The sequence below is a fragment of the Paracoccus solventivorans genome, from assembly GCF_900142875.1.
GTDB classification, from domain to species: Bacteria; Pseudomonadota; Alphaproteobacteria; order Rhodobacterales; family Rhodobacteraceae; genus Paracoccus; species Paracoccus solventivorans.
This window is the reverse complement of record NZ_FRCK01000012.1, coordinates 65,641-91,361: the sequence shown is the minus strand read 5'-3', so window position 1 is coordinate 91,361 and position 25,721 is coordinate 65,641. Positions and strand designations below refer to the sequence as shown.

Genomic DNA, 25,721 nt, shown 5'->3' with positions numbered 1-25,721 from the left:
AAGGAAGAGGGCGGCCGCCACACCCCGTTCTTCGCCAACTACCGGCCGCAGTTCTACTTCCGCACCACCGACGTGACCGGGACGGTGAAGCTGCCGGAAGGCACCGAGATGGTGATGCCGGGCGACAACCTGAAGTTCGAGGTCGAGCTGATCGCCCCGATCGCGATGGAAGAGAAACTGCGCTTCGCCATCCGCGAAGGCGGCCGCACGGTGGGCGCCGGCGTGGTCTCCAAGATCCTCGAGTGATCCAAGGGGCAACCGCCCCACCAGAACCGCGACACAGGCCCGCCCCCGAAACGGGGCGGGCTTTTTCTTGATGACCAGAGGCGCAGATGACCGAATATTTCAGGGGGCTGTTCCAGAAGACTGGAATCCACGCAGGCGCGCGAGCCAAGTTTCTTTCCAGGCTCTTCGGAATATTTTCCGAGAATATCGTTTCAATCTGGGCCGACGATCCACGGGCGCGTTACGAAAACCTCGGGCGGCCAACGGTCCGTTCTGTCGGAGCGTTGCGCGGATACACCTTGGATTTCACGTTCCGGGAACGCGCCACTGGCAGGGTCTATGTCAGCGAGATGAAATGCGAGATCGAGTATCAGAATTTCCGATACTTCGTTCTGGAAAGAGCCGACCAGCTTGCACATCATCAGAAGCCGGCTTTCCAAGCATTTCGTGATGCTGCGAATAGAGCGCCGGGCCAGACCGTTCATGTCGGCGGGAAGGTGGTGGATACTGACGGAGCCATACTTGTCTGGGGAGCCATTACTCCGGCGGGACAGGAGGCAGTCATGAAAGAAATGGGCTTCTACGATGTTCTTTCCCTAGAGAGGATATGCGAGGATTTGGTCGGGTGGCGCAGCGAGCGCTATATCGAGTTGCTCAACACTCGCCGGGATTGGTGCAATCAGCTGTTCTGCGGGCTTCTGGGAGAAACTGGCGAGGCGCCCCAGGATCCGGGTCCATAGGGTTTCCGTTGTTAGTTTACCTGACCGGAGCTTGACTGACTCGATGTGAATAGCTGCTGTCACGATTGTTCGCTGCGGGCGTGCCACCCATTGCCCCCGCCCGACGCTTGCCGCAATCTCGCGCGTGAACGGAGGCCCCCAATGACCCACGACTGTCTGTTCTGCCGCATCGCGCGGGGTGAGTTGCCTGCCCATCTCGTACACGAGGACGATCAGGTGATGGCCTTTCTTGACCTGCACCCGATCCGCGCCGGTCATGCGCTGGTCATTCCCAGGGCGCATCACGTCTGGTTCGAGGACATTCCCGCGCCGCTGGCGGCGCGGGTGATGGAGGTCAGCCAGATGCTGTCGCGGCGGATGAAGCGGCTTTACGGGGTCGAGCGGGTGGCGATGTTCTTTACCGGCATCCACGTGCCGCACGCCCATGCCCATGTGGTGCCGATGCATCATGTCCATGACGTGACCTCGCAGGTCTACCTGGCCGAGGGGATCGACGGCTACACCACCCCGCCGATGCTGCCTGCGGACGAGATGGCGGGGATCGCGCGCGCCCTGTCGCGGGACTAGGGGATGCCGGCCGGCTTCCTCGACCCCGCGGTGCTGCATCCGATGCGGTTTCCCGACGGGCGGGTGAACCGCGGGCTGGTGCATCTGGCGCGCGCCATCGACCACCCGAATATCCGGGTGGGGGATTTCACCTATGCCTCGACCTTCGATCCGCCCGAGGACTGGGCGGCGCGGCTGGCGCCCTATCTCTACCCCGGCGCGCCCGAGCGGCTGCAGATCGGGCGGTTCTGCCAGATCGCGGACGGGGTGCGGATCATCACCGCATCGGCCAACCATCCGATGGCGGGGATCAGCACCTATCCCTTTGCGATCTTCGACCATCAGCGGGTGGGAGATTACATCGACCAGATCACCGGCCTGCCGGACACGGTGATCGGCCATGACGTGTGGATCGGGGACGGCGCCACCGTCCTGCCGGGCGCGCGGATCGGCAGCGGGGTGATCATCGGCGCGGGCGCGGTTGTCGGCGGGACGGTGCCGGATTATGTCGTCGTCGCCGGCAACCCGGCACGCATCATCCGCCACCGCTTCGACGCCGGAACGGTGGCGCGGCTGCTGGCGCTGGCGTGGTGGGACTGGCCCGCCGCGCAGGTCGCACGGGCGACGGCGGCGCTGGCGCGGGGTGACGTGGCGGCGTTGGCGGAACTCGCCCCCTGACGCAGCGCGTTCGCGGCAACGGGACAACGGAAAGGACGACCATGTTCAGCTGGTTCGAGCGCCGGCTCGATCCCTATCCGCAGGACAGGCCGCGGATGCCGCCGCGCACGCTGGCCGGGTTCGTGCTGCATTATTCGCGGGGCGCGCTGCCGTGGCTGGTGCTGCTGGCGGTGGCCTCGGGGCTGATCGCTGCGCTCGAGGTGGTGCTGTTCGGCTATCTGGGCGACCTGGTGAACCGGCTGGCCGACACCCCGCGGGCCGAGTTCTGGGCGGTCGAGGGGCCGCGGCTGTGGCGCATGGCGGCGCTGCTGCTGCTGGTGCTGCCGGCGCTGAACATCCTGGGCGCGCTGGTCATGCACCAGACGCTGCTGGGCAATTTCCCGCAGCGCATCCGCTGGCAGGCGCATCGCTATCTGCTGCGCCAGTCGATGGGGTATTTCCAGGACGAGTTCGCCGGGCGCATCGCCACGCGGCTGATGCAGACCGCGCTGGCGGTGCGCGAGGTCGCGATGAAGCTGATGGACGTGGCGGTCTATGTGCTGGTCTATTTCGCGGGGGCGCTGTGGCTGGCGGCCTCGCAGGACTGGCGGCTGGCGCTGCCGTTCGCCGCTTGGGGGCTGGGCTACGGGGCGCTGCTGTGGGTGCTGATCCCGCGGCTGGGCCGCGCGGCCGAGGCGCAGGCCGGGGCGCGCGCCGGCATGACCGGGCGCATCGTCGACGCCTATACCAACATCGCCACGGTCAAGCTGTTCAGCCATTCCGCCCGCGAGGAAGCCCATGCCCGCGAATCGATGGACGAGTTCCTGGGCACCGTCCACTGGCAGATGCGGCTGTCGGCGGCGCAGGACATGGTGCTGAACCTGCTCAACCATGTGCTGGTCGCGGTGACGGCGGCGCTGGGGCTGTGGCTGTGGACCCGCGGTGCGATCGAGGTGGGGGCGCTGGCGGTGGCGGTGCCGCTGGCGATGCGGCTGAACAACATGAGCCACTGGATCATGTGGGAGTTCGCGGCGCTGTTCGAGAATATCGGCACCGTGCGCGACGGCATTGCCGGGCTGGCGCTGCCGCGGATGGTGGTCGATGCGCCGGGCGCGCAGCCGTTGCAGGTGACCGCCGGGGCGGTGCGGTTCCGCGACGTGACCTTCCGCTATGACGCCGCCCCGGGTGAGCGGCCGATGGCGGTGCTGGACGGGCTGACGCTGGACATCGCGCCGGGCGAGCGGATCGGGCTGGTCGGGCGCTCGGGGGCCGGGAAATCCACGCTGATCAACCTGCTGCTGCGCTTCCACGACGTGGAATCGGGGCGGATCGAGATCGACGGGCAGGACATCGCGCAGGTCACGCAGGATTCGCTGCGCGCCGCCATCGGGGTGGTGACGCAGGATTCGGGGCTGCTGCACCGCTCGGTGCGCGATAACATCGCCTATGGCCGCCCAGATGCCTCGGGGGCCGAGATCGAGGCCGCGGCCACGGCGGCCGAGGCCGCCGGCTTCATCCCGCATCTGGCCGATGCGCAGGGGCGCAAGGGGCTGGACGCGCATGTGGGCGAGCGCGGCGTCAAGCTGTCGGGCGGCCAGCGCCAGCGCATCGCCATCGCAAGGGTGGCACTGAAGGACGCGCCGATCCTGGTGCTGGACGAGGCGACAAGCGCGCTCGACAGCGAGGTCGAGGCCGCGATCCAGTCGCAACTGGAACGGCTGATGGCCGGCAAGACCGTGATCGCCATCGCCCACCGCCTGTCCACCATCGCGGCGATGGACCGGCTGGTGGTGATGGACGAGGGCCGGATCGCCGAGCAGGGCACCCATGCCGAGCTGCTGGCGGCGGGGGGGCTTTATGCGCGGCTGTGGAACCGGCAATCGGGCGGGTTCCTGACCGACACGGACGGGGGCTGAGGCCGGGATGTTGCGGCCGGGGGCGGCGCTTCCTCGGCATTGCCGTGGCCTTTCCCGCTGAAAATGTCCCACCGGATCATCCGGCCGGACAACAGCCTTGTGGGCTTTTTTCCGATCCGCCTCCTGTTCCGGGCGCTCGGAAGCCTGCGAGGATATTTGGGGCAAGATGAAGGCAGCGGCGCCGTGGCGCACGCATTTCCGGCTTGCGTGCGCGTGCGTCCTGTCTTAATCGGACGGCGGCCTAGGGGTATAGCTCAGTTGGTAGAGCATCGGTCTCCAAAACCGAGGGTCGGGGGTTCGAGTCCCTCTGCCCCTGCCAGCCCAGCCGGATTTCGGGACCGCGCGACATGGCGCTGACGATCCATCTGGGCGCGCACAAGACCGCCACCACTCATCTGCAGCAGACATTGCAGGCGCTGGCGCCCGCGATGCTGGCGGCGGGAATCCATTACAGCGGCCCGCAGCAATGGCGCGGCGGGCTGGCCCGACTGGGGCCGGTGCTGGGGGCGGGGGTGGCGCAAGGCCGCCAGCGGCGGCGGCTGCGCTGGCGGCTGGACCGCATCGCCGAGACCTGGCCCGAGGTGGTGATCTCCGAGGAAAACATCCTGGGCAGCCTGCGGCGCGAGGGGCTGATGGGGCCGGGCCATCTGATCTATCCCGATGCGGCGCCGCGGCTGCGGCGGCTCTTGGGGATGCTGCGGCACCGGCCCGCCACGCTGTGCCTGGCGGTGCGCGAGCCCTCGGCGCTGCTGGCCTCGGCGTTCTCCATGCAGTTGCAGGGCGGGTTCGAGCGGGAGCTCGACGCCTATCTGGCCGGGTTCGACCCCGCCGCCCTGTCGTGGGCGGGGCTGGCCCGGCGGCTGTTGTCGCTGCGCGGCGTGGCGCGGCTAGTGGTGTGGCGCTACGAGGATTACGCCGCCCTGCGCCCGCGCATCCTGGCGCAGTTCCTGCCGCAGGCGCTGGCGGCGCAGGCCGGCGACCCCGAGGCGGCGGTGGTGGGGCTGTCGCAGCCGGCTTGGCAGCATCTGCAGACGCAGGGGTTGCAGCGCCCCGCGGCCGAGATCGCGCAGCTGGCGCAAGAGGCCAAGGCGCTGTTCCCGCGCGGGCCCGGGGCGCCGCCGCTGGCACCCTTCGATGCCGCGACCGTGGCGTGCAGCCGCGCGGCCTATGCGGCCGACCTGGCGCGGCTGGCGGCGCTGCCCGGGGTGGTGCTGCTGTCGCCCTGAGGGCCAGCGCGCTTGCGCCGCGGCCGGGTCCGGCCTATGCCGAATCATGCTGTCGCAGAAATCCCGCCACGCGCTGCACGCGATGCTGTTCCTGGCCCGCCGGGGCGCCAGCGCCACTGCGGCCGAAATCGCGCAGTCGGAAAGCATCCCGCGCAAGTTCCTGGAACAGATCCTGTCGCAGCTGCGCATGCGCGGGCTGGTGGTCGGCAAGCGCGGCCCCAGCGGCGGCTATGTGCTGTCGCGCGACCCCGCGCAGATCAGCTTTGCCGAGGTGCTGCGCGCGATCGACGGGCCCCTGGCGCTGGCCCCCTGCGCCAGCCGCACCGAATACCGCCCCTGTCCCGACTGCCGCTCGGTCGAGGAATGCGAGATCCGCCCGGTGCTGATCGCGGTGCGCGACGCCACCGCCGCCCGGCTCGAGGGGACGTCGCTGGCGCAGGCGGTGGCGTCACGGCTGCCCGAGTTTCCGCTGTAGCCCCCGGCCGCTGCCCCGGCCGGACTTGCCTTTGCGGGGCGCCGGGCTTATTTCGGCGGCTGCAACGCAAGGGACGCCCATGACCAACCCCGCCCAGTTCATCAGCCAGGTCCGCGCCGAGGCCGCCAAGATCGTCTGGCCCGCGCGGCGCGAGGTCGTGACCACCACGATCATGGTGTTCGTCATGGCCGGGCTGTTCAGCCTGTTCTTCTTTGTCGTCGACCTGCTGATCCGCAGCGGCGTCTCGACCGTCCTGCGCACCGTGGGCTGAGCGGGCGCCGGCCCCCGGGCCGGCTGCCGATGCTTGCATTCCGGCCGGTGGGCGGATATGTCCCCCCGACCTGCCCGGGTAGCGGCGTGCACCGATTCGGTCTGCGCGCCGTTTCAGTTTTCGGGCCGACGCGGCCGGTCATGCGCCGCAGAATTCAAGCAGGGGACGATCAAGGCGATGGCAAAGCGGTGGTATTCGGTCAGCGTCCTGTCCAACTTCGAAAAGAAGGTGGCCGAGGCGATCCGGCAGGCCGTGGCCGAAAAGGGCCTTGAGGACGAGATCGACGAGGTCGTCGTCCCCACCGAGGAAGTGATCGAGATCCGCCGCGGCAAGAAAGTCACGTCCGAGCGTCGCTTCATGCCCGGCTATGTGCTGGTGCACATGGATCTGTCGGACAAGACCTATCACCTGGTGAACTCGATCAACCGCGTCACCGGTTTTCTCGGCTCGCAGGGGCGGCCGATGCCGATGCGCGACGACGAGGTGAACGAGATGCTGTCCCGCTCGGGTCAGGGCGGGGCCGAGGTGGCGCCGCGCAACCTGATCCGCTTCGAGGTGGGCGAGCGGGTGAACGTCACCGACGGCCCGTTCGAGGGGTTCTCGGGCATGGTCGAGGAAGTCGACGAGATTTCCAGCCGGGTGAAGGTGACCGTCTCGATCTTTGGCCGGCCGACGCCGGTCGAACTGGAATTCACGCAGGTCGCCAAGACCTCGTGATCTGTGCGCGGGAGGTTGCGGCACCGCAAGGGGTCGCGCCGCACCGCTAAGTCGGCCCCGAATCCCCGGGGCGTGATGATAAGGAGAAGGCCAGATGGCCAAGAAAGTCGTCGGCAGCCTCAAGCTGCAGATCAAGGCGGGGCAAGCGACCCCGTCCCCGCCCGTCGGCCCGGCCCTGGGTCAGCGCGGCATCAACATCATGGAATTCTGCAAGGCGTTCAACGCCCGCACGCAGGAGATGGAGCAGGGCTCGCCGATTCCGGTGGTGATCACCTATTACGCGGACAAGTCCTTCACCTTTGAAACCAAGACTCCGCCCGCGACCTTCCTGCTGAAAAAGGCCGCCGGCCTGAAGCCGCAGGGCAAGCGCAACCGCGCCAAGGGTTCGGAAAAGCCCGGTCGCCAGACCGCCGGCACCGTGACCGCCAAGCAGGTGCGCGAGATCGCCGAGCTGAAGATGAAGGACCTGTCGGCCACCGACATCGAGGCCGCCATGCAGATCATCCTCGGTTCCGCCCGTTCCGTCGGCATCGAAGTGAAGGGCTGATCCAGATGGCAAAGATCGCTAAGAAGAAAGCCGCCGCCCGCGCCGCATTCGCCGGCAAGGCGTTCCTGCCGGTGGAAGATGCCGTGGCGCTGGTCAAGGCCAATGCCTCGGCCAAGTTCGACGAGACGCTGGAAATCGCGCTGAACCTGGGCGTCGACCCGCGCCACGCCGACCAGATGGTCCGCGGCGTCGTGACCCTGCCCAATGGCACCGGCAAGGACGTGCGCGTCGCCGTGTTCGCCCGCGGTCCCAAGGCCGACGAGGCCAAGGCCGCCGGGGCAGAGATCGTCGGCGCCGAGGACCTGATGGAATCCATCCAGGCCGGCAACATCGACTTTGACCGCTGCATCGCCACCCCCGACATGATGCCGCTGGTCGGCCGTCTGGGCAAGATCCTGGGCCCGCGCAACCTGATGCCGAACCCCAAGGTCGGCACGGTGACCATGGACGTGAAATCCGCGGTCGAGGCGGCCAAGGGCGGCGAAGTCCAGTTCAAGGCCGAAAAGGCGGGCGTGGTCCACGCCGGCGTCGGCAAGATCTCGTTCGAGCCGGAAAAGCTGGCGGAAAACATCCGCGCCTTTGTCGATGCGGTGAACCGGGCGAAGCCCTCGGGCGCCAAGGGCACCTATCTGAAAAAGGTCTCGATCAGCTCGACGATGGGTCCGGGCGTGTCGCTGGACCTGACCTCGGCCACCGCGCAGGGCTGAGCCCGGCCCCGGCCTGAACAAAGCGCCCCGGCCGCCGTGCCGGGGCGTCTTGCATTCCGCCCCTGCTGCGCTGCCCGCTTGCGCCCGGGCCGCTGTCGCGCTAGCTAGGGCGCTTCAGGCGCAGTCGCGATTCGCGGCTGCCCTGTTCCTGTCCGAGACGGAGGGCTGGCGCGTGAACGCCGTTAAGTCCTTCCCGAGATGGAAGTCGAGATTTTTCCGCAAAGGTTCCACCTTTGGGGCGCTCTCGGGTCCATCGCCCAAGGACCCGCCCCTGCCGCCCGAAAGCGGCCGGGACAAGTGAGCCGGGGGGAAACCCCCAACGTGGAGTGAACCGTGGATAGAGCCCAAAAAGAACAGGTGGTCGAGGAACTCGGCCAGATCTTTGAAAGCTCTGGCGTCGTGGTGGTTGCCCGCTACGAGGGGATGACGGTTGCCGAGATGCAGGCCCTGCGCGCGCAGATGCGCGAAGCCGGGGGTGCAGTCCGCGTTGCCAAGAACAGGCTCGCCAAGATCGCCCTTGAAGGAAAGCCGGCGGCTTCGATCGCCGATTACCTGACGGGGATGACCGTTCTCGCCTTTTCCGAAGACCCCGTGGCTGCGGCCAAGGTCGCGGACGCCTATGCCAAGACGAATGACAAGTTCGTGATCCTTGGCGGCGCCATGGGCGAGAACGCTCTGGATCCGGCCGGTGTGAAAGCCGTGGCCCAGATGCCGTCGCGCGAGGAGCTTATCGCCTCGATCGTGTCCTGCATCGGTGCCCCTGCCAGCAACATCGCCGGTGCGATCGGCGCGCCTGCCAGCAACATCGCGGGTATCCTTTCGACGCTCGAAGAGCGCGAGGCTGCCTGAGGCAATCCCTTCCCGTCAGGCCGCATAAGCCGCGACGTTGGAACAACATTCTGGAAAGAACGGAAAAATGGCTGATCTTAAGCAACTCGCCGAACAAATCGTCAACCTGACCCTGCTGGAAGCGCAGGAGCTGAAGACGATCCTGAAAGACGAATACGGCATCGAGCCCGCCGCCGGCGGCGCCGTGATGATGGCTGGCCCGGCCGCCGGCCCGGCGGAAGCCGCCGAAGAAAAGACCGAGTTCGACGTCGTGCTGACCGACGCCGGCGCCAACAAGATCAACGTGATCAAGGAAGTGCGCGCGATCACCGGCCTGGGCCTGAAAGAAGCCAAGGACCTGGTGGAAGCTGGCGGCAAGGTCAAGGAAGGCGCGGCCAAGGCCGAAGCCGAAGAAATGAAGACCAAGCTGGAAGCTGCCGGCGCCAAGGTCGAACTGAAGTAATCCGGCCGCGAGGTCGGGCGGTCCGCCATCGGTGGCCGCATGGAAAGGGCAGGGTCCGGGGTTTTTCCGGTCCCTGCCGAACCCGTCTTGAAGGACACTTGGTGCGACCCTATCTGGGACGAGTCTCCTTCAGGGCGAGTTTGCGGTTCGGGAGCTGTGCGGTGGGACGCGCGGCACGAATGGAGCTGCACCCCTGATGTTCGTATGCGTGCCGCAGGTCGGGCCCCGACGATCCGCCGCGCGATGACGAAAGGCGATTACCTCCATGGCGCAATCCTACGTCGGCCAGAAGCGCATCCGGCGCTATTACGGCAATATCCGCGAAGTTCTTGAAATGCCGAACCTCATCGAGGTTCAGAAATCCTCCTACGACCTGTTCCTCGCCTCGGGCGACGGCCAGGGCCACCGGGACGGCGAAGGTATCCAGGGCGTGTTCCAGTCGGTGTTCCCGATCAAGGACTTCAACGAAACCGCGACGCTGGAATTCGTGAAATACGAGCTGGAAAAGCCGAAATACGACGTCGAGGAATGCCAGCAGCGCGACATGACTTATGCCGCGCCGCTGAAAGTGACGCTGCGTCTGATCGTGTTTGACGTCGATGAGAACTCGGGCACCCGCGCGGTCAAGGACATCAAGGAACAGGATGTCTACATGGGCGACATGCCGCTCATGACCCAGAACGGTACGTTCATCGTGAACGGGACCGAGCGGGTGGTCGTCAGCCAGATGCACCGCAGCCCCGGCGTGTTCTTCGACCACGACCGCGGCAAGACCCACAGCTCGGGCAAGCTGCTGTTCGCCTGCCGCATCATCCCCTATCGCGGTTCCTGGCTGGATTTCGAGTTCGACGCCAAGGACCTGGTGTTCGCGCGCATCGACCGCCGGCGCAAGCTGCCGGTGACCACGCTGCTTTACGCGCTGGGCATGGACCAGGACGCGATCATGTCGGCGTTCTATGAAACCGTCGACTACAAGCTGCAGTCCGGCAAGAAGGGCGCCGAGGGCTGGGTCACGCGCTTCTTCCCCGAGCGCGTGCGCGGCACCCGCCCGTCCTATGACCTGGTCAACGCCGACACCGGCGAGGTGATCACCAAGGCCGGCGACAAGGTGACCCCGCGCCTGGTCAAGAAGCTGCTGGAAACGGGCGAGGTCGCGAACCTGCTGGTCCCGTTCGAGCGCATCGTCGGCCGCTTCGTCGCCCGCGACCTCGTCAACGAGGACACCGGCCTGATCTACGCCGAGGCCGGCGACGAGATCACCGCCGAATACAAGGACGACGAGCTGTCGGGCGGGCTGCTCAAGTCGCTGCTGGATAACGGGATCACCGAGATCCCGGTGCTCGACATCGACCATGTGAACGTCGGCCCCTATATCCGCAACACCATGGCCGCCGACAAGAACATGAACCGCGACGGCGCGCTGATGGACATCTACCGGGTGATGCGCCCGGGCGAGCCGCCGACCGTCGAGGCGGCGAGCGTGCTGTTCAACAATCTGTTCTTTGATTCCGAGCGCTACGACCTGTCGGCCGTGGGCCGGGTCAAGATGAACATGCGCCTGGACCTGGACGCGCCCGACACCCAGCGCACCCTGCGCCCGGAAGACATCGTGGCCTGTGTCCGCGGTCTGGTCGAGCTGCGCGACGGCAAGGGCGAGATCGACGACATCGACCATCTGGGCAACCGCCGGGTGCGCTCGGTCGGCGAGCTGATGGAGAACCAGTACCGCATCGGCCTGCTGCGCATGGAGCGCGCGATCCGCGAGCGCATGTCCGGCGTCGAGATCGACACCGTGATGCCGCAGGACCTGATCAACGCCAAGCCGGCAGCGGCGGCGGTGCGCGAATTCTTCGGCAGCTCGCAGTTGTCGCAGTTCATGGACCAGACCAACCCGCTGTCCGAAGTGACCCACAAGCGCCGCCTGTCGGCGCTGGGGCCGGGCGGTCTGACCCGAGAACGCGCCGGCTTCGAGGTCCGCGACGTGCACCCGACCCACTACGGCCGCATGTGCCCGATCGAGACGCCCGAAGGCCAGAACATCGGCCTGATCAACTCGCTGGCAACCTTCGCCCGCGTGAACAAATACGGCTTCATCGAGACCCCGTACCGCAAGGTGATCGACGGGCAGGTCACCGATGATGTCGTCTACATGTCCGCGACCGAGGAAATGCGCCACACCGTCGCGCAGGCCAACGCCGAGCTGGACGAGGATGGCCGCTTCACGCAGGAGCTGATCTCGACCCGTCAAGCGGGCGATTTCACCCTGAACCCGGTCGATGCCATCGACCTGATCGACGTGTCGCCGAAACAGCTGGTGTCGGTCGCTGCGGCGCTGATTCCCTTCCTTGAAAACGACGACGCCAACCGCGCGCTGATGGGCTCGAACATGCAGCGGCAGGCGGTGCCGCTGCTGAAGGCCGAGGCGCCCTTCGTCGGCACCGGGATGGAGGCCACCGTCGCCCGCGATTCCGGCGCCGCCATCATGGCGCGGCGCGGTGGCGTGATCGACCAGGTGGATGCCAGCCGCATCGTCGTGCGCGCCACAGAGGATCTGGGCGCGGGCGATGCCGGCGTCGACATCTACCGGCTGCGCAAGTTCAAGCGCTCGAACCAGTCCTCGACCATCAACCAGCGGCCGCTGGTCAAGGTCGGCGACCGGGTGATGAAGGGCCAGGTGATCGCTGACGGTCCCTCGACCGACCAGGGCGAGCTGGCCATCGGCCGGAACGTGGTCGTCGCCTTCATGCCGTGGAACGGCTACAACTACGAAGACTCGATCCTGATTTCCGAGCGGATCCACCGCGACGACGTGTTCACCTCGATCCATATCGACGAATACGAGGTTGCGGCGCGCGACACCAAGCTGGGCCCGGAAGAGATCACCCGCGACATCCCGAACGTGGGCGAGGAAGCCCTGCGCAACCTGGATGAAGCCGGCATCGTCTATATCGGCGCCGAGGTCGGCCCGGGCGACATCCTGGTGGGCAAGATCACCCCCAAGGGCGAAAGCCCGATGACGCCCGAGGAAAAGCTGCTGCGCGCCATCTTCGGCGAAAAGGCCAGCGACGTGCGCGACACCTCGCTGCGGCTGCCGCCGGGGGCCTATGGCACCGTGGTCGAGGTGCGGGTGTTCAACCGCCACGGCGTCGACAAGGACGAACGCGCCCTGCAGATCGAGCGCGAGGAGATCGAGGGCCTGGCCCGCGACCGCGACGACGAGCTGGCGATTCTGGAACGCAACATCTACGCGCGCCTGAAATCGCTGATCATGGGCAAGACCGCCGTGAAAGGCCCCAAGGGCATCAAGGCGGGCAGCGAGGTCACGCAGGACCTTCTGGACAGCCTGTCGCGCGGCCAGTGGTTCCAGCTGGCCATCGCCGACGAGGACACCGCCCGCGAGGTCGAGGCGCTGCAGGACCAGTTCAACGTCCAGAAAAAGGCGCTGGACGCACGGTTCGAGGACAAGGTCGAAAAGGTCCGCCAGGGCGACGACCTGCCTCCGGGCGTGATGAAGATGGTCAAGGTGTTCGTCGCGGTCAAACGCAAGCTGCAGGCCGGCGACAAGATGGCCGGGCGCCACGGCAACAAGGGCGTGGTGTCCAAGGTCGTCCCGATGGAGGACATGCCCTTCCTGGCCGACGGCACCCCGGTCGACCTGGTGTTCAACCCGCTGGGCGTCCCCTCGCGGATGAACGTCGGGCAGATCCTGGAAACCCACATGGGCTGGGCCGCGCGCGGTCTGGGCATCAAGATCGACGAGGCGCTGCAGCAGTACCGGCAGAATGGCGACATGACCCCGGTGCGCGAGGCGATGAAGAACGGCTACGGCGACGCGACCTATGAGGAAGAGTTCGCCGGCCGCGACGACGCCGATCTGATCGAATGTGCCGAGCATGTCCGCGAGGGCGTGCCGGTCGCGACTCCGGTGTTTGACGGCGCCAAGGAAGGCGACGTGAACGACGCGCTGCGGCGGGCGGGCTTTGACACCTCGGGGCAGTCGATCGTCTTCGACGGCCGCACCGGCGAGCAGTTCGCGCGTCCGGTCACCGTGGGCGTGAAGTATGTCCTGAAGCTGCACCACCTTGTCGACGACAAGATGCACGCGCGCTCGACCGGTCCCTACAGCCTGGTGACCCAGCAGCCGCTGGGCGGCAAGGCGCAGTTCGGCGGCCAGCGTCTGGGTGAGATGGAGGTCTGGGCGCTGGAAGCCTATGGCGCCGCCTACACCCTGCAGGAAATGCTGACGGTCAAGTCGGACGACGTGGCCGGGCGGACCAAGGTCTACGAAAGCATCGTCAAGGGCGAAGACAACTTCGAGGCCGGCGTGCCGGAATCGTTCAACGTGCTGGTCAAGGAGGTCCGGGGTCTGGGCCTCAACATGGAACTCCTGGATGCGGAGGACGGGGAATAACGCTGCGCGCAACCACGCACCCTGCCGCCCGTAGGGTGCGTGGTCCCCACGCACCTTCCCCCATCCGCGCCACTCACAAGGTATTCAGATGAACCAGGAACTCGCCAACAATCCCTTCAACCCGATCGCCCCGGCGCGGCAGTTCGACGAGATCCGCATCTCGCTCGCCTCGCCCGAGGAAATCCTCGCCTGGTCCTTCGGCGAGGTGAAGAAGCCCGAAACCATCAACTACCGCACGTTCAAGCCGGAACGTGACGGCCTGTTCTGCGCGCGCATCTTCGGCCCGATCAAGGACTACGAATGCCTGTGCGGCAAGTACAAGCGCATGAAGTATCGCGGCCTCGTCTGCGAGAAATGCGGCGTCGAGGTGACGCTGCAGAAGGTCCGGCGCGAGCGCATGGGCCATATCGAGCTGGCCGCCCCGGTCGCGCATATCTGGTTCCTCAAGTCGCTGCCCTCGCGCATCGGCCTGATGCTGGACATGACGCTGCGCGATCTGGAACGGATCCTCTATTTTGAGAACTACGTCGTCATCGAGCCGGGGCTGACCGACCTGACCTATGGCCAGCTGCTGACCGAGGAAGAATACCTCGACGCGCAGGACCAGTTCGGCGCCGACGCCTTTACCGCCAACATCGGCGCCGAGGCGATCCGCGAGATGCTGTCGGCGATCGACCTGCAGGCCACCGCCGACCAGCTGCGCGACGAGCTGAAAGAGGCGACCGGCGAGCTGAAGCCGAAAAAGATCATCAAGCGGCTGAAGATCGTCGAAAGCTTCCTGGAATCCGGCAACCGCCCGGAATGGATGGTGATGACCGTGATTCCGGTGATCCCGCCGGAACTGCGCCCGCTGGTGCCGCTGGACGGGGGCCGGTTTGCGACCTCGGACCTGAACGACCTCTATCGCCGGGTCATCAACCGCAACAACCGCCTCAAGCGGCTGATCGAGCTGCGCGCGCCCGACATCATCGTGCGCAACGAAAAGCGGATGCTGCAGGAATCGGTCGATGCGCTGTTCGACAACGGCCGCCGCGGCCGCGTGATCACCGGCAACAACAAGCGCCCGCTGAAATCGCTGTCCGACATGCTGAAAGGCAAGCAGGGCCGGTTCCGGCAGAACCTGCTGGGCAAGCGCGTGGACTTTTCGGGCCGCTCGGTCATCGTGACCGGGCCTGAGCTGAAACTGCACCAGTGCGGGCTGCCCAAGAAGATGGCGCTCGAGCTGTTCAAGCCGTTCATCTATTCCAAGCTGCAGGCGCAGGGCTATTCGACCACCGTCAAGCAGTCCAAGAAGCTGGTGGAAAAGGAACGCCCCGAGGTCTGGGACATCCTGGATGAGGTGATCCGCGAACACCCGGTGCTGCTGAACCGGGCGCCCACCCTGCACCGCCTGGGCATCCAGGCGTTCGAGCCGATCCTGATCGAGGGCAAGGCGATCCAGCTGCACCCGCTGGTCTGCTCGGCCTTCAACGCCGACTTCGACGGCGACCAGATGGCCGTGCACGTGCCGCTGAGCCTCGAGGCGCAGCTGGAAGCGCGTGTCCTGATGATGTCCACGAACAACGTGCTGTCGCCCGCCAACGGCGCGCCGATCATCGTGCCGTCGCAGGACATGGTGCTGGGGCTCTACTATGCCACCATGCAGCGCGACGGCATGAAGGGCGAGGGCATGGCCTTCGGTTCCGTCGATGAGGTCGAGCACGCGCTGGCCGCGGGCGAGGTGCATCTGCACGCCTCGATCATCTGCCGCCTGCCGCAGATCGACGAGGACGGCAACGAGGTCATCAAGCGCTACGAGACCACCCCCGGCCGGGTCCGGCTGGGCGCGCTGCTGCCCCGCAACGCCAAGGCGCCGTTCGAGCTGGTCAACCGCCTGCTGCGCAAGAAGGACGTCCAGAACGTCATCGACACCGTCTACCGCTACTGCGGGCAGAAGGAATCGGTGATCTTCTGCGACCAGATCATGGGCATGGGCTTCCGCGAGGCGTTCAAGGCCGGCATCAGCTTCGGCAAGGACGACATGGTGGTCCCGGACAACAAATGGGACATCGTCGCCGAGGTCCAGGACCAGGTGAAGGAGTTCGAGCAGCAGTATCTCGACGGGCTGATCACCCAGGGCGAGAAATACAACAAGGTCGTGGACGCGTGGTCGAAGTGCAACGACCGCGTGACCGAGGCGATGATGAACACCATCTCGGCCCCGCGCCAGGATGAGAACGGCGCCGAGGCCGAACCCAACAGCGTCTACATGATGGCGCACTCGGGCGCCCGGGGCTCGGTCAGCCAGATGAAGCAGCTGGGGGGGATGCGCGGCCTGATGGCCAAGCCCTCGGGCGAGATCATCGAGACGCCGATCATCTCGAACTTCAAGGAAGGCCTGACCGTTCTTGAATACTTCAACTCGACCCACGGCGCTCGGAAAGGCCTGTCGGACACCGCGCTGAAGACCGCGAACTCGGGCTACCTGACCCGGCGTCTGGTCGACGTGGCGCAGGACTGCATCATCCGCGAACACGACTGCGGCACCGATGCGGCGATCACGGCGGCGGCGGCGATCAACGACGGCGAGGTGATCTCGCCGCTGTCGGAACGCATCCTGGGCCGCGTCGCGGCCGAGGACGTGCTGGTTCCCGGCAGCGACGAGGTGATGGTCCGCCAGAACGAGCTGATCGACGAACGCAAGGCCGACGCGATCGAGACGGCGGGCGTGCAGACCGTGCGCATCCGCTCGGCGCTGACCTGCGAGGCCGAGGACGGCGTCTGCGCGCTGTGCTACGGCCGCGACCTGGCCCGCGGCACGCTGGTCAATATCGGCGAGGCGGTGGGCATCATCGCCGCGCAGTCGATCGGCGAACCCGGGACCCAGCTGACGATGCGGACCTTCCACATCGGCGGCATCGCGCAGGGCGGGCAGCAGTCCTTCATCGCGGCCAACCAGGAAGGCACGGTGCAGTTCGAAAACACTGCCGTTCTGGAAAACGCCAATGGCGAGCTGATCGTGATGAGCCGCTCGATGCAGCTGCACGTCCTGAACGAGCACGGCACCGCGCTGGCCAGCCACAAGCTGTACTACGGCTCCAAGCTGATGGTGCGCGACGGCGATGCGGTGACCCGCGGGCAGAAGCTGTTCGAATGGGACCCCTACACCCTGCCGATCATCGCCGAACAGGCGGGGACGGCGCGGTTCGTGGACCTGCTGTCCGGCCTGTCGGTCCGTGAGGACACCGACGAGGCCACCGGCATGACCCAGAAGATCGTGACCGACTGGCGCTCGACCAGCCGCAGCGCCGATCTCAAGCCCGAGATCATCCTGATGGGCGCCGACGGCGAGCCGGTGCGCAACGAGCAGGGCAACCCGCTTTCCTATCCGATGTCGGTCGACGCGATCCTGTCGGTCGAGGACGGGCAGGAGGTCCGGGCCGGCGACGTGGTGGCGCGGATCCCGCGCGAGGGCGCGCGCACCAAGGACATCACCGGGGGTCTGCCCCGCGTGGCGGAACTGTTCGAGGCGCGCCGTCCCAAGGACCACGCGATCATCGCGGAAATCGACGGCACGGTGAAGTTCGGCAAGGACTACAAGAACAAGCGCCGGATCATCGTGCAGCCGACCAACGAGGACCTGGAACCCGTCGAATACATGGTGCCCAAGGGCAAGCACATCCCGGTGCAGGAAGGCGACTTCGTGCAGCGGGGCGACTATATCATGGACGGGAACCCCGCGCCGCATGACATCCTGCGGATCATGGGGATCGAGGCGCTGGCCGACTACCTGATCGACGAGGTTCAGGACGTCTACCGGCTGCAGGGCGTGAAGATCAACGACAAGCACATCGAGGTGATCGTCCGCCAGATGCTGCAGAAGATCGAGATCCTCGATTCCGGCGACACCACCCTGCTGAAGGGCGAGCATGTGGACCGCGACGAGTTCGTCGAGGAAAACGCCAAGATCGAGGCGCGCGGCGGCCGTCCGGCGCAGGGCGAGCCGGTGCTGCTGGGCATCACCAAGGCCAGCTTGCAGACCCGCAGCTTCATCTCGGCCGCGTCGTTCCAGGAAACCACGCGGGTGCTGACCGAGGCCGCGGTGCAGGGCAAGCGCGACCGGCTGGTCGGGCTCAAGGAAAACGTCATCGTCGGCCGGCTGATCCCGGCCGGGACCGGCGGCGCCAGCGCCCGCATCCGCCGCATCGCCGAGGACCGCGACGCCGAGGTGATCGAGATGCGCCGCGCCGAGGCCGAGGCTGCTGCCGCATTGGCCGCCCCGGAGCCGGCCGCCGAGGCGGACGCCGCCCCCTCGGACGAGTGACCCCTCGGGCCCGCGCGGCCCGGATGAACAGGCAAAGGCCCGGCAATCGCCGGGCCTTTCGCATTTTCGGGGCGGGAGGCAAGAAGGGCACGAAGCGGCGAGGGGCAGGCGGGCTTGTGCGGTGCAAAGGCCGGTGAAACCTCAACCCCTGAAGCGCCATGCAAGAGACGATGCAGCCCGGCCCCGCCTGCATCCACACATCCCGCAGCGGCACGCCCTTGCCGCCGGTTGCCCGCTCGCCGGCCACCCGTGGGGCTTGCGCCGGGGCGGGGTGGATGCCACCACTTGCCAGTGGTCCGCGAGGGGGAGGAGGGGTCCATGTCCACCATCCAGATGCCGGTCCCCGATGCGGGGATCATCGCGCAGAAGCCGCAGATCGTGGCGGCGCTGCAGGCGGTGCTGCCGGCGGATGCGGTGATCTCGGACCCGGCCGAGACCCGCGCCTATGAATGCGACGCGCTGACCGCCTATCGCTGCCCGCCGCTGGCGGTGGTGCTGCCCCGCACCACGGAAGAAGTCGCCGCCGCCATGCGCATCTGCCACGACATGGGCGTGCCGGTGGTGCCGCGGGGGGCGGGGACCTCGCTGGCCGGGGGCGCGCTGCCCACCGCCGACAGCGTGGTGATCGCGACGCTGCGCCTGCGCGAGGTGCTGGAAATCGACACAAGCAACCGCTTTGTCCGGGTGCAGACCGGGGTGACCAACCTGTCGGTCAGCGGCGAGCTGGCGCCCTTGGGGTTCTTTTACGCGCCCGACCCCTCGTCGCAGCTGGCCTGCACCATCGCGGGCAATATCGCGATGAACTCGGGCGGGGCGCATTGCCTCAAATACGGGGTCACCACCAACAACCTGCTGGGGGTGCGGATGGTGCTGGCCTCGGGCGAGATCGTCGAGATCGGCGGCCCGCTGCCGGGCGCAGCGGGGCTGGACCTGCTGGGGCTGATCTGCGGCTCCGAAGGCCAGCTGGGCATCGTGACCGAGGCGACGCTGCGCATCCTGCCCCGCCCCGAGGGCGCGCGCCCGATGCTGATCGGTTTCGATTCCGCCGAGGTTGCCGGCGAATGCGTGGCGCGGATCATCCGCTCCGGCCTGCTGCCGGTGGCGATCGAATACATGGACGACGTGTGCCTGCGCGCGGTCGAGGGGTTTGCCCGCGCCGGCTATCCCGACTGCGCCGCGGTGCTGATCGTCGAGGTCGAGGGCTCCGAGGCCGAGATCGCCGAGCAGACCGAACGTATCCGCGCCATCGCCGCCGCGCTGCATCCGGTCGAGTTCCGCAGCAGCCGCAACGACGACGAATCGCTGGCGATCTGGAAGGGGCGCAAATCGGCATTCGGCGCCATGGGGCGGCTGGGCGATTACCTGTGCCTGGACGGCACGGTGCCGGTGTCGAAACTGCCCTTCACGCTGCGCCGCATCGGCGAGCTGTCGCGCGAACACGGGCTCGAGGTCGCCAATGTCTTCCACGCGGGCGACGGCAACATGCACCCGCTGATCCTGTTCGACGCCAACAAACCCGGCGATCTGGAGCGGGCCGAGGCCTTTGGCCGCGACATCCTGCGGCTGTGCGTCGAGGTCGGCGGCTGCCTGACCGGCGAACACGGCGTCGGCATCGAAAAGCGCGACCTGATGTCGGCGCAATACGGGCCCGACGACATGGCGATCCAGATGGAGGTCAAGTCGGCGCTGGACCCGCGCTGGCTGCTGAACCCCGCCAAGGTGTTCCCGCTGGACGCAAGCCAGCCGTGGCGCGAAGGGACGGCGCGATGATGGCCCCTGCGTCCGAGGCCGAGCTGGCCGCGCTGGTCGCCGACCACCACGGCCGCGCCGCGCCGCTGTGGCTGGCAGGCGGCGGCACCCGGCTGCGCCTGCCGCAGGCCGCCGCGCTGTCCACCCGCGCCCTGTCCGGCGTCGTTACCTATGAGCCGGGCGAACTGACCCTGATCGCCCGCGCCGGCACCCCCGTGGCCGAGATCGAGGCGCTGCTGGCCAGTCAGGGGCAGGCGCTGGCCTTCGAGCCGATGGACCACCGGGCCATCCTTGGCACCACCGGCGCACCCACCGTCGGCGGCGTGGTGGCGGCCAATGTTTCGGGTCCGCGGCGGGTGCTGGCGGGGGCGTGCCGCGACCATCTGCTGGGGGTGCGCTTCGTCGACGGCCGCGGGCGGGTGATCCGCAACGGCGGGCGGGTGATGAAGAACGTCACCGGTATGGATCTGGGGCGGCTGGTCGCCGGGTCCTTCGGCACGCTGGCGGTGCTGACCGAGGTGGCGCTGAAGACCCTGCCGCTGCCCGAGGCGCAGGAAACGCTGGCCTTTCCCGGGCTGGATGCCGCGCAGGCGGTGGCGCTGTTCTCCGCGGCGCTGGCGACGCCGTTCGAGGTGTCCGGCGCCGCCTTCCACGCCGGCACCGCCTGGCTGCGGATCGAGGGGCTGGCGGCGCAGGTCGCCTATCGGCGCGCGCGGCTGACGGCGCTGCTGCGCGACCACACGCCCGAGGTGCTGGACGCCGCCGCCAGCCGCGCGCTGTGGCAGGGGTTGCGCGACGTGGCGCATTTCGCGGGCGAGGGCGCGCTGTGGCGGATCCTGGTCAAGCCGACCGACGCTCCCGCCACGGCGGCGGCGCTGGCGCGGCTGGGCGGCAACGCCTCGCTGGACTGGGGCGGCGGGTTGATCTGGTATCGCGGCCCGGGCGAGCCTGCGCAGGTCCGGCAGGCGGCGGGGGCGGGGCTGGCGATGCTGCTGCGCCCCTCGGGCGACGCGCCGCCGCTGTTTCCGGCCGAACCGCCGGGGGTGGCCGCGATCTCGGCGGCGCTGCGGCGGACCTTCGACCCGGCGGGGATCCTGAATCCGGGGCTGATGGAGGGCTGAGATGCAGACCAGTTTCACCGAAACCCAGCTTGCCGACCCGGCCACCGCGCGGTCGAACGAGATCCTGCGCTCCTGCGTGCATTGCGGCTTCTGCACCGCCACCTGCCCGACCTACATGGTGCTGGGGGACGAGCTGGACAGCCCCCGCGGCCGCATCTACCTGATCAAGGAGATGCTGGAAAGCGGCCGTGCCCCTGACGCGCAGACCGTGCAGCATATCGACCGCTGCCTGGGCTGCCTGTCCTGCATGACCACCTGCCCCTCGGGCGTGCATTACGCGCATCTGCTTGATCACGCGCGGGATCATATCGAACGTAACCATCGCCGGCGCTGGGACGACCGGCTGCTGCGCTGGCTGCTGGCGCGGCTGCTGCCCTATCCGCGCCGCTTCCGCGCGGCGCTGCTTGGCGCGCGCATCGCCCGCCCGTTCCGCCGCGCGCTGCCCGACCCGCGGCTGCGCGCGATGCTGGAGATGGCGCCGCCGCACCTGCCGCGCCCCAGCGCCAACGACCGCCCGCAGGTGTTTGCGGCGCAAGGGCCGCGGCGCAAGCGGGTGGCGCTGCTGATCGGCTGCGCGCAGCGGGCGCTGAACACCGACATCAACGATGCCACCATCCGCCTGCTGACCCGCCACGGTTGCGAGGTGGTGATCCCGCGGGGCCTGGGCTGCTGCGGGGCGCTGAGCCTGCACATGGGACGCAGCGACGACGGGCACGCGCTGGCGGCCGCCAATATCCGCGCGCTTGCGGCCGAGATCGGCGGCGAGGGGCTGGACGCGGTGGTCATCAACACCTCGGGCTGTGGCACCACGGTCAAGGATTACGGGCATATGTTCGCCGGGGAGCCGCTGGCGGCGGATGCGGCGCAGGTGGCGGCGCTGGCCCGCGACGTCACCGAGGTGATGACGGATCTGGGCCTCTCCGACGCCGCCCATGCGCAGCCGCTGCGCGTCGCCTATCACGCCGCCTGCTCGCTGCAGCACGGCCAGCAGATCCGCGCCGCGCCCAAGGACCTGCTGCGCGCTGCCGGGTTCGAGGTGGTCGAGCCGCGCGACCCGCATCTGTGCTGCGGCTCGGCCGGGACCTACAACCTGCTGCAACCCGCGATCGCCGGGCAGCTGAAATCGCGCAAGGTTGCGACGCTCGAGGCCACCGCCCCGCAGGTGATCTGCGCCGGAAACCTCGGCTGCATGATGCAGATCGGCTCGGGCACCGGGGTGCCTGTGGTCCACACCGTCGAGTTGCTGGACTGGGCAACCGGCGGCCCCCGCCCGCCGTCGCTGGCCGCGCCCTGACCCGCCACCGCAGCGCGGCGTGGCCGCCGCAATGGGTATTTAAACCAGAAAGAAACCCCCACGCCCTCTGCGGCCAGCAAGCTTCTTGCTGGCTTAAATACCCATGCAGCGGCGCAAGCGGCACGGCGTCTGCAGTCTTGGCGGCGAGCATGAAAAAAGGCGCCCCGAGGGGGCGCCTTTGGTGATCCGTGGGGAGGAACGGATCGGCCGGGATCAGAACCGGAAGTTCACACCCAGCTTGACCTGATTCAGGTCGAGATCCGAGCTGAGTTCCTCATCGCCCACGCTGCCGAGGTCGGTGTAGGCGTATTCGGCGTAGCCAGACCAGTTCGGGTTGAAGCGATATTCCGCGCCGAGACCCACAGTTCCGCCATCAACGTTCTCGGAGAGACCGGGAGCCTCAAGCTTGGCGTGGGTATACCCCAGCAGGCCGTAGGCCATCAGTTGATCACTGAACGCATAACCGGCGCGCAGGAACACGGTACCGACGTTCTTCAACTGGACGTCTGCGGTAACCGGCGGCTCACCAGCAATAGTGACCTCATCCTCGTATTTGGCGAGGTTGTATTCGGCACCCAGACCGAAAACGCCGTTGCCGCGCTGCCAGTCGTAACCGCCGCGCAGGGCAAAGTTGGCGCCGTCCGGCTCGGGGGCACCCTCGGAGGGATCAAACTCCGCCTTGCCATAGTTCACGTTGGCGCCCAGGTAGCCGCCGGCCCAGGTGCCGACGATGGGGGCGGGGGTTACGGCGACCACGGGCTCGACATCGGCGACAGGGGCGACATAGCCGCCGGCAAGCGCAGGCGCGGCCGCCAGGGCGGCCAGCGAGGATGCGAGTGCAGCATATTTCCGCATGAACATGTCCTTTCTGTTCAGATCACGGCTGTGCAACCTAGCTGGGGAGCCCCTGGTTCCGCTTCAATCGATCGCGCCGAAACTCGATTGGGACTGTTGCATTTTTGCATCGAGTGGGCGAGGCAACCCGCCCGGTTGCACAGCCGGGCCGCAGGGATTTCAGGGCTTTGGGGCGGACCGCCGGTCAGTCCGCCGCGCTGGTGCCGTGGCCGGTTTCGGGGTCGGTGACGGCGGCGATGGCGCGGTCGAGGGCGGCGATGCCGCGGGTCAGGGCCTCGCGGTCGTGCGGGGGCATGGCGTCCAGGATTTCCTTGGCGCGGGCCTCGACCTCGGCGAAGACGCGGGCGAACAGCGCCTCTCCGGCCGGGGTGATGCGATAGTCGCGCAGCCGCCGGTCCGACCCCAGCACCGCGCGGGTGATCAGCCCCTTGGCCTCGAGCCGCGTGGCGGCGCGGCTGACCTGCACCTTGTCCAGAGAGGTGCGCTGCGCCAGCTGCAGGGAATCGAGCTTGCCGGCATCCTCGAGCAGGAACAGCAGCCGCCATTCCTCGCGCGTCAGCCCGTGGGTGCGGCCGTAGACCGCCACCAGCTGGCGCGAGAATGCCTCGGCGGTGACCGCGATCCGATAGGGAAAGAACGCTTCCAGTTTCATGCAATGCCCCGCAAGTGACAAACCGGCCTGATTTCAAACGCAACGATGTCTGCCGGTGTGCCGGAAGCGGTCCGGCCCCGTCAAGCGGCGCAAGGTCGCGGGCTTGGGCGGCGGGCGCGGGGGCTATTTATATTCGATGATCCGGCTTTGCCGCGCCCGCAGCCGGTTCAGCCAGTAGCGCAGGGCGCCCGTCGCCTCGGCGAACTTGCCCAGCAGGGAAAACCCGGCCGCGCGCGGCCCCATGCGCCGCGCCAGCCGCAGGAATTGCAGCGGATAGATCAGTGCGAGGATCAGGAAATCCCCGTCCAGCAGGGCCAGCAGCAGGATCGCCAGCGGCAGCCCCACCCCCCACAGCAGCGCGCGACGGGTCTCGCGCATATAATGGCGCTCGGGGCCGTGGCCGTGCAGGGCGGCGCCTTCGGCAAAGGCGTGGCCGGCGCGGACCGAGCGCGCCCACCATTGCCCGAACCGATGCATCGCCGCGTCGTGGCGGGTCATGTCGCTGTCGAGGCGCCAGATCTCGCCGCCCGCCCGCCGCAGCCGCAGGGCGAGTTCCGGCTCCTCGCCCGCGATCAGGCTGTCGCGATAGCCGCCGGCGGCCGCCAGCGCGGCGCTGCGCATCAGCACGTCGCCGCCGAAGGGCGTGCCGGGGCCGGGCGGCGTGTTCCATTCGTCTTCGCACTGGCGGTTGTAGACCGAGGCGTCGGGGAAACGCTCGCGCCGCCGCCCGGCCACCGCCACCACCTCTGGGTGAGCGTCCAGAAAGCCGGTGGCCTGCGCCAGGAACCCCGGCACCAGCTCGCAATCGCCGTCGATGAACATCACCAGCGGCGGTGCGTCGGGCCCGGCGGTCAGCTGCGCGAAGCCGGCGTTGCGCGCCCGCGCCGCGGTAAAGGGGACCGTGGGGTCCAGCACCACCACCTCGGCCCCGGCGCGGCGGGCGATCCCCAGGCTGTCGTCGGTCGAGCCGGAATCGACATAGACCAGCGGCGCCACCGCCTCGGCCCGCAGCGACGCAAGGCAGGCGGCCAGCCGCGGCCCCTCGTTGCGGCCGATGACCACGGCGCCCACCTGCGCCGCCCCGGGACCGGGCAAAACTTGCGTGAGATCGGTCATATTGCCCCGGTCATGGCCTGTTCGCGCTTTCGATCCTAGCCATCTCTGCTTATGAGGTGAAGTCGAAGCGAGTGCAGGGGCGCCGGATGCGGGCAAGGCCGACTCATAAGAACGAGGACTCCAATCTGCCGGTGGCAATGGTGCAGGTCGCGGGCAGCCGCAACCTGACCGAGACCGAGGTCGAGCGGAACTGGTCGCGCCTGCCGTCGGTGCAGGTGGACCGGGCGGTCCTGCGCGAACAGCAGCTGTATTCCGACAGCGGCACCGGCGGCGATCCGGCCGAGGCCTTCGACCTGTTGCGCACCGAGCTGTTGCAGGCCGCGCACAACCACGGGCTGACCCGCATCGCCGTGACCAGCGCGCATCGCGGCGCCGGGGTGACCCATGTCGCGGCCAATCTGGCGGTGGCCATCGCGCGGCGCAAAAGCGCGCGGGTGGTGCTGGCCGATCTGGACCTTGCCCGCCCCGACCTTTCCGCCCGCTTCGGGATCAAGGCGCCGGGGCCGCTGCCGCCGGTGCTGCTGGGCGAGGTGGCGCCGATGGTGCAGCCGCTTCGGGTGGCGGGCAACCTGGCGCTGGTCCTGAACGAACAGCGCGTGGCGGCCCCGGCCAGCATCCTGGGCGAACACAGCGCGCGCGAGGCGCTGGACGACCTGGAACGGATGCTGCAGCCCGACATCATGCTGATCGACCTGCCGCCGCTGATCGAGGGCGATGCGGCGCTGTCGATCCTGCCGGCGATGGACGGCATCCTGCTGGTCGCCGACGGAACCACGACCACCCGGCGCGACCTGCAGCAATGCGAACGCGCGCTCGAGGGAAAGACGCGGCTGGTGGGGCTGGTGCTCAACCGGGCCGAGGACACCACGCGGCGCTGGTGGCGCCGCCACAGACGGGACTGA

Annotated in this window: 22 protein-coding genes and 1 tRNA gene; 20 read left to right on the top strand and 3 right to left on the bottom strand. The window is 67.9% G+C overall.

Annotated elements, in window-relative coordinates:
• The 19 genes from BUB57_RS14815 to glcF all read left to right on the top strand — a co-directional run.
• Positions 1-246, top strand: a 246-nt coding sequence (locus BUB57_RS14815) for an EF-Tu C-terminal domain-related protein (RefSeq protein ID WP_456319945.1), incomplete at its 5' end; no start/stop codon positions are given.
• Between the two features lie 86 nt (positions 247-332).
• Entirely contained in the window at positions 333-965 is a 633-nt protein-coding gene (locus BUB57_RS14810; protein ID WP_073068410.1) for a hypothetical protein, read from the top strand.
• Positions 966-1,106: 141 nt separating this feature from the next.
• The gene (locus tag BUB57_RS14805) at positions 1,107-1,532 is read left to right on the top strand and encodes an HIT family protein (protein ID WP_073068408.1); all 426 of its coding nucleotides are present in this window, start codon (positions 1,107-1,109) and stop codon (positions 1,530-1,532) included.
• 3 nt (positions 1,533-1,535) lie between these two features.
• Positions 1,536-2,189 carry a CatB-related O-acetyltransferase gene (locus BUB57_RS14800; protein WP_084732190.1) on the top strand — a complete coding sequence of 218 codons (654 nt, stop codon included), beginning with the start codon at positions 1,536-1,538 and terminating at the stop codon, positions 2,187-2,189.
• A gap of 41 nt (positions 2,190-2,230) precedes the next feature.
• Positions 2,231-4,084 carry an ABC transporter ATP-binding protein gene (locus BUB57_RS14795; protein ID WP_073068407.1) on the top strand — a complete coding sequence of 618 codons (1,854 nt, stop codon included), beginning with the start codon at positions 2,231-2,233 and terminating at the stop codon, positions 4,082-4,084.
• Between the two features lie 243 nt (positions 4,085-4,327).
• Positions 4,328-4,403, top strand: a tRNA-Trp gene (locus BUB57_RS14790).
• A gap of 28 nt (positions 4,404-4,431) precedes the next feature.
• Positions 4,432-5,310 (top strand): hypothetical protein, encoded by an 879-nt coding sequence (locus tag BUB57_RS14785; RefSeq protein WP_073068405.1) that lies wholly within the window; start codon positions 4,432-4,434, stop codon positions 5,308-5,310.
• A 46-nt stretch (positions 5,311-5,356) separates the two neighbouring features.
• The gene (locus tag BUB57_RS14780; RefSeq protein ID WP_073068403.1) at positions 5,357-5,785 is read left to right on the top strand and encodes an RrF2 family transcriptional regulator; all 429 of its coding nucleotides are present in this window, start codon (positions 5,357-5,359) and stop codon (positions 5,783-5,785) included.
• A gap of 79 nt (positions 5,786-5,864) precedes the next feature.
• Complete coding sequence (gene secE, locus BUB57_RS14775; protein WP_073068401.1) at positions 5,865-6,056, top strand: preprotein translocase subunit SecE; 192 nt, start codon at positions 5,865-5,867, stop codon at positions 6,054-6,056.
• Between the two features lie 177 nt (positions 6,057-6,233).
• Complete coding sequence (gene nusG, locus BUB57_RS14770; protein WP_073068399.1) at positions 6,234-6,773, top strand: transcription termination/antitermination protein NusG; 540 nt, start codon at positions 6,234-6,236, stop codon at positions 6,771-6,773.
• A gap of 94 nt (positions 6,774-6,867) precedes the next feature.
• Positions 6,868-7,320, top strand: coding sequence for a 50S ribosomal protein L11 (gene rplK, locus BUB57_RS14765; RefSeq protein ID WP_073068397.1), 453 nt, complete (start codon positions 6,868-6,870; stop codon positions 7,318-7,320).
• Positions 7,321-7,325: 5 nt separating this feature from the next.
• Entirely contained in the window at positions 7,326-8,027 is a 702-nt protein-coding gene (rplA, locus tag BUB57_RS14760) for a 50S ribosomal protein L1 (RefSeq protein ID WP_073068394.1), read from the top strand.
• A gap of 333 nt (positions 8,028-8,360) precedes the next feature.
• Positions 8,361-8,876, top strand: coding sequence for a 50S ribosomal protein L10 (gene rplJ / locus BUB57_RS14755; protein WP_073068392.1), 516 nt, complete (start codon positions 8,361-8,363; stop codon positions 8,874-8,876).
• A gap of 67 nt (positions 8,877-8,943) precedes the next feature.
• Complete coding sequence (gene rplL / locus BUB57_RS14750; RefSeq protein ID WP_073068390.1) at positions 8,944-9,318, top strand: 50S ribosomal protein L7/L12; 375 nt, start codon at positions 8,944-8,946, stop codon at positions 9,316-9,318.
• A gap of 265 nt (positions 9,319-9,583) precedes the next feature.
• Entirely contained in the window at positions 9,584-13,729 is a 4,146-nt protein-coding gene (gene rpoB, locus BUB57_RS14745) for a DNA-directed RNA polymerase subunit beta (protein WP_073068388.1), read from the top strand.
• A gap of 88 nt (positions 13,730-13,817) precedes the next feature.
• On the top strand, positions 13,818-18,032 hold the full coding sequence (gene rpoC, locus BUB57_RS14740; RefSeq protein ID WP_073068386.1) for a DNA-directed RNA polymerase subunit beta': 4,215 nt from the start codon (positions 13,818-13,820) through the stop codon (positions 18,030-18,032).
• 327 nt (positions 18,033-18,359) lie between these two features.
• Positions 18,360-19,802, top strand: a complete 1,443-nt coding sequence (locus tag BUB57_RS14735; protein ID WP_200796464.1) for an FAD-linked oxidase C-terminal domain-containing protein — start codon at positions 18,360-18,362, stop codon at positions 19,800-19,802.
• Positions 19,799-20,902: an FAD-binding protein gene (locus BUB57_RS14730; protein WP_073068381.1), complete on the top strand. Its 1,104-nt coding sequence runs from the start codon at positions 19,799-19,801 to the stop codon at positions 20,900-20,902. The genes BUB57_RS14735 and BUB57_RS14730 overlap by 4 nt, the downstream gene beginning before the upstream one ends.
• A 1-nt stretch (position 20,903) precedes the next feature.
• Positions 20,904-22,196, top strand: a complete 1,293-nt coding sequence (gene glcF / locus BUB57_RS14725; RefSeq protein ID WP_073068379.1) for a glycolate oxidase subunit GlcF — start codon at positions 20,904-20,906, stop codon at positions 22,194-22,196.
• A 213-nt stretch (positions 22,197-22,409) separates the two neighbouring features.
• Here the strand turns inward: glcF and BUB57_RS14720 are convergent, their stop codons facing one another.
• The 3 genes from BUB57_RS14720 to BUB57_RS14710 form a co-directional block, all read right to left on the bottom strand.
• The gene (locus BUB57_RS14720; RefSeq protein ID WP_159435579.1) at positions 22,410-23,051 is read right to left on the bottom strand and encodes an outer membrane protein; all 642 of its coding nucleotides are present in this window, start codon (positions 23,049-23,051) and stop codon (positions 22,410-22,412) included.
• A gap of 184 nt (positions 23,052-23,235) precedes the next feature.
• Positions 23,236-23,703: a MarR family winged helix-turn-helix transcriptional regulator gene (locus BUB57_RS14715; RefSeq protein WP_073068375.1), complete on the bottom strand. Its 468-nt coding sequence runs from the start codon at positions 23,701-23,703 to the stop codon at positions 23,236-23,238.
• 123 nt (positions 23,704-23,826) lie between these two features.
• A complete protein-coding gene (locus BUB57_RS14710) occupies positions 23,827-24,819 on the bottom strand; it encodes a glycosyltransferase family 2 protein (RefSeq protein ID WP_073068372.1) in 993 nt (330 codons plus the stop codon).
• Positions 24,820-24,905: 86 nt separating this feature from the next.
• On the opposite strand from BUB57_RS14710, the gene BUB57_RS14705 reads away from it, so the two are divergent.
• The gene (locus BUB57_RS14705; protein WP_143159748.1) at positions 24,906-25,721 is read left to right on the top strand and encodes a CpsD/CapB family tyrosine-protein kinase; all 816 of its coding nucleotides are present in this window, start codon (positions 24,906-24,908) and stop codon (positions 25,719-25,721) included.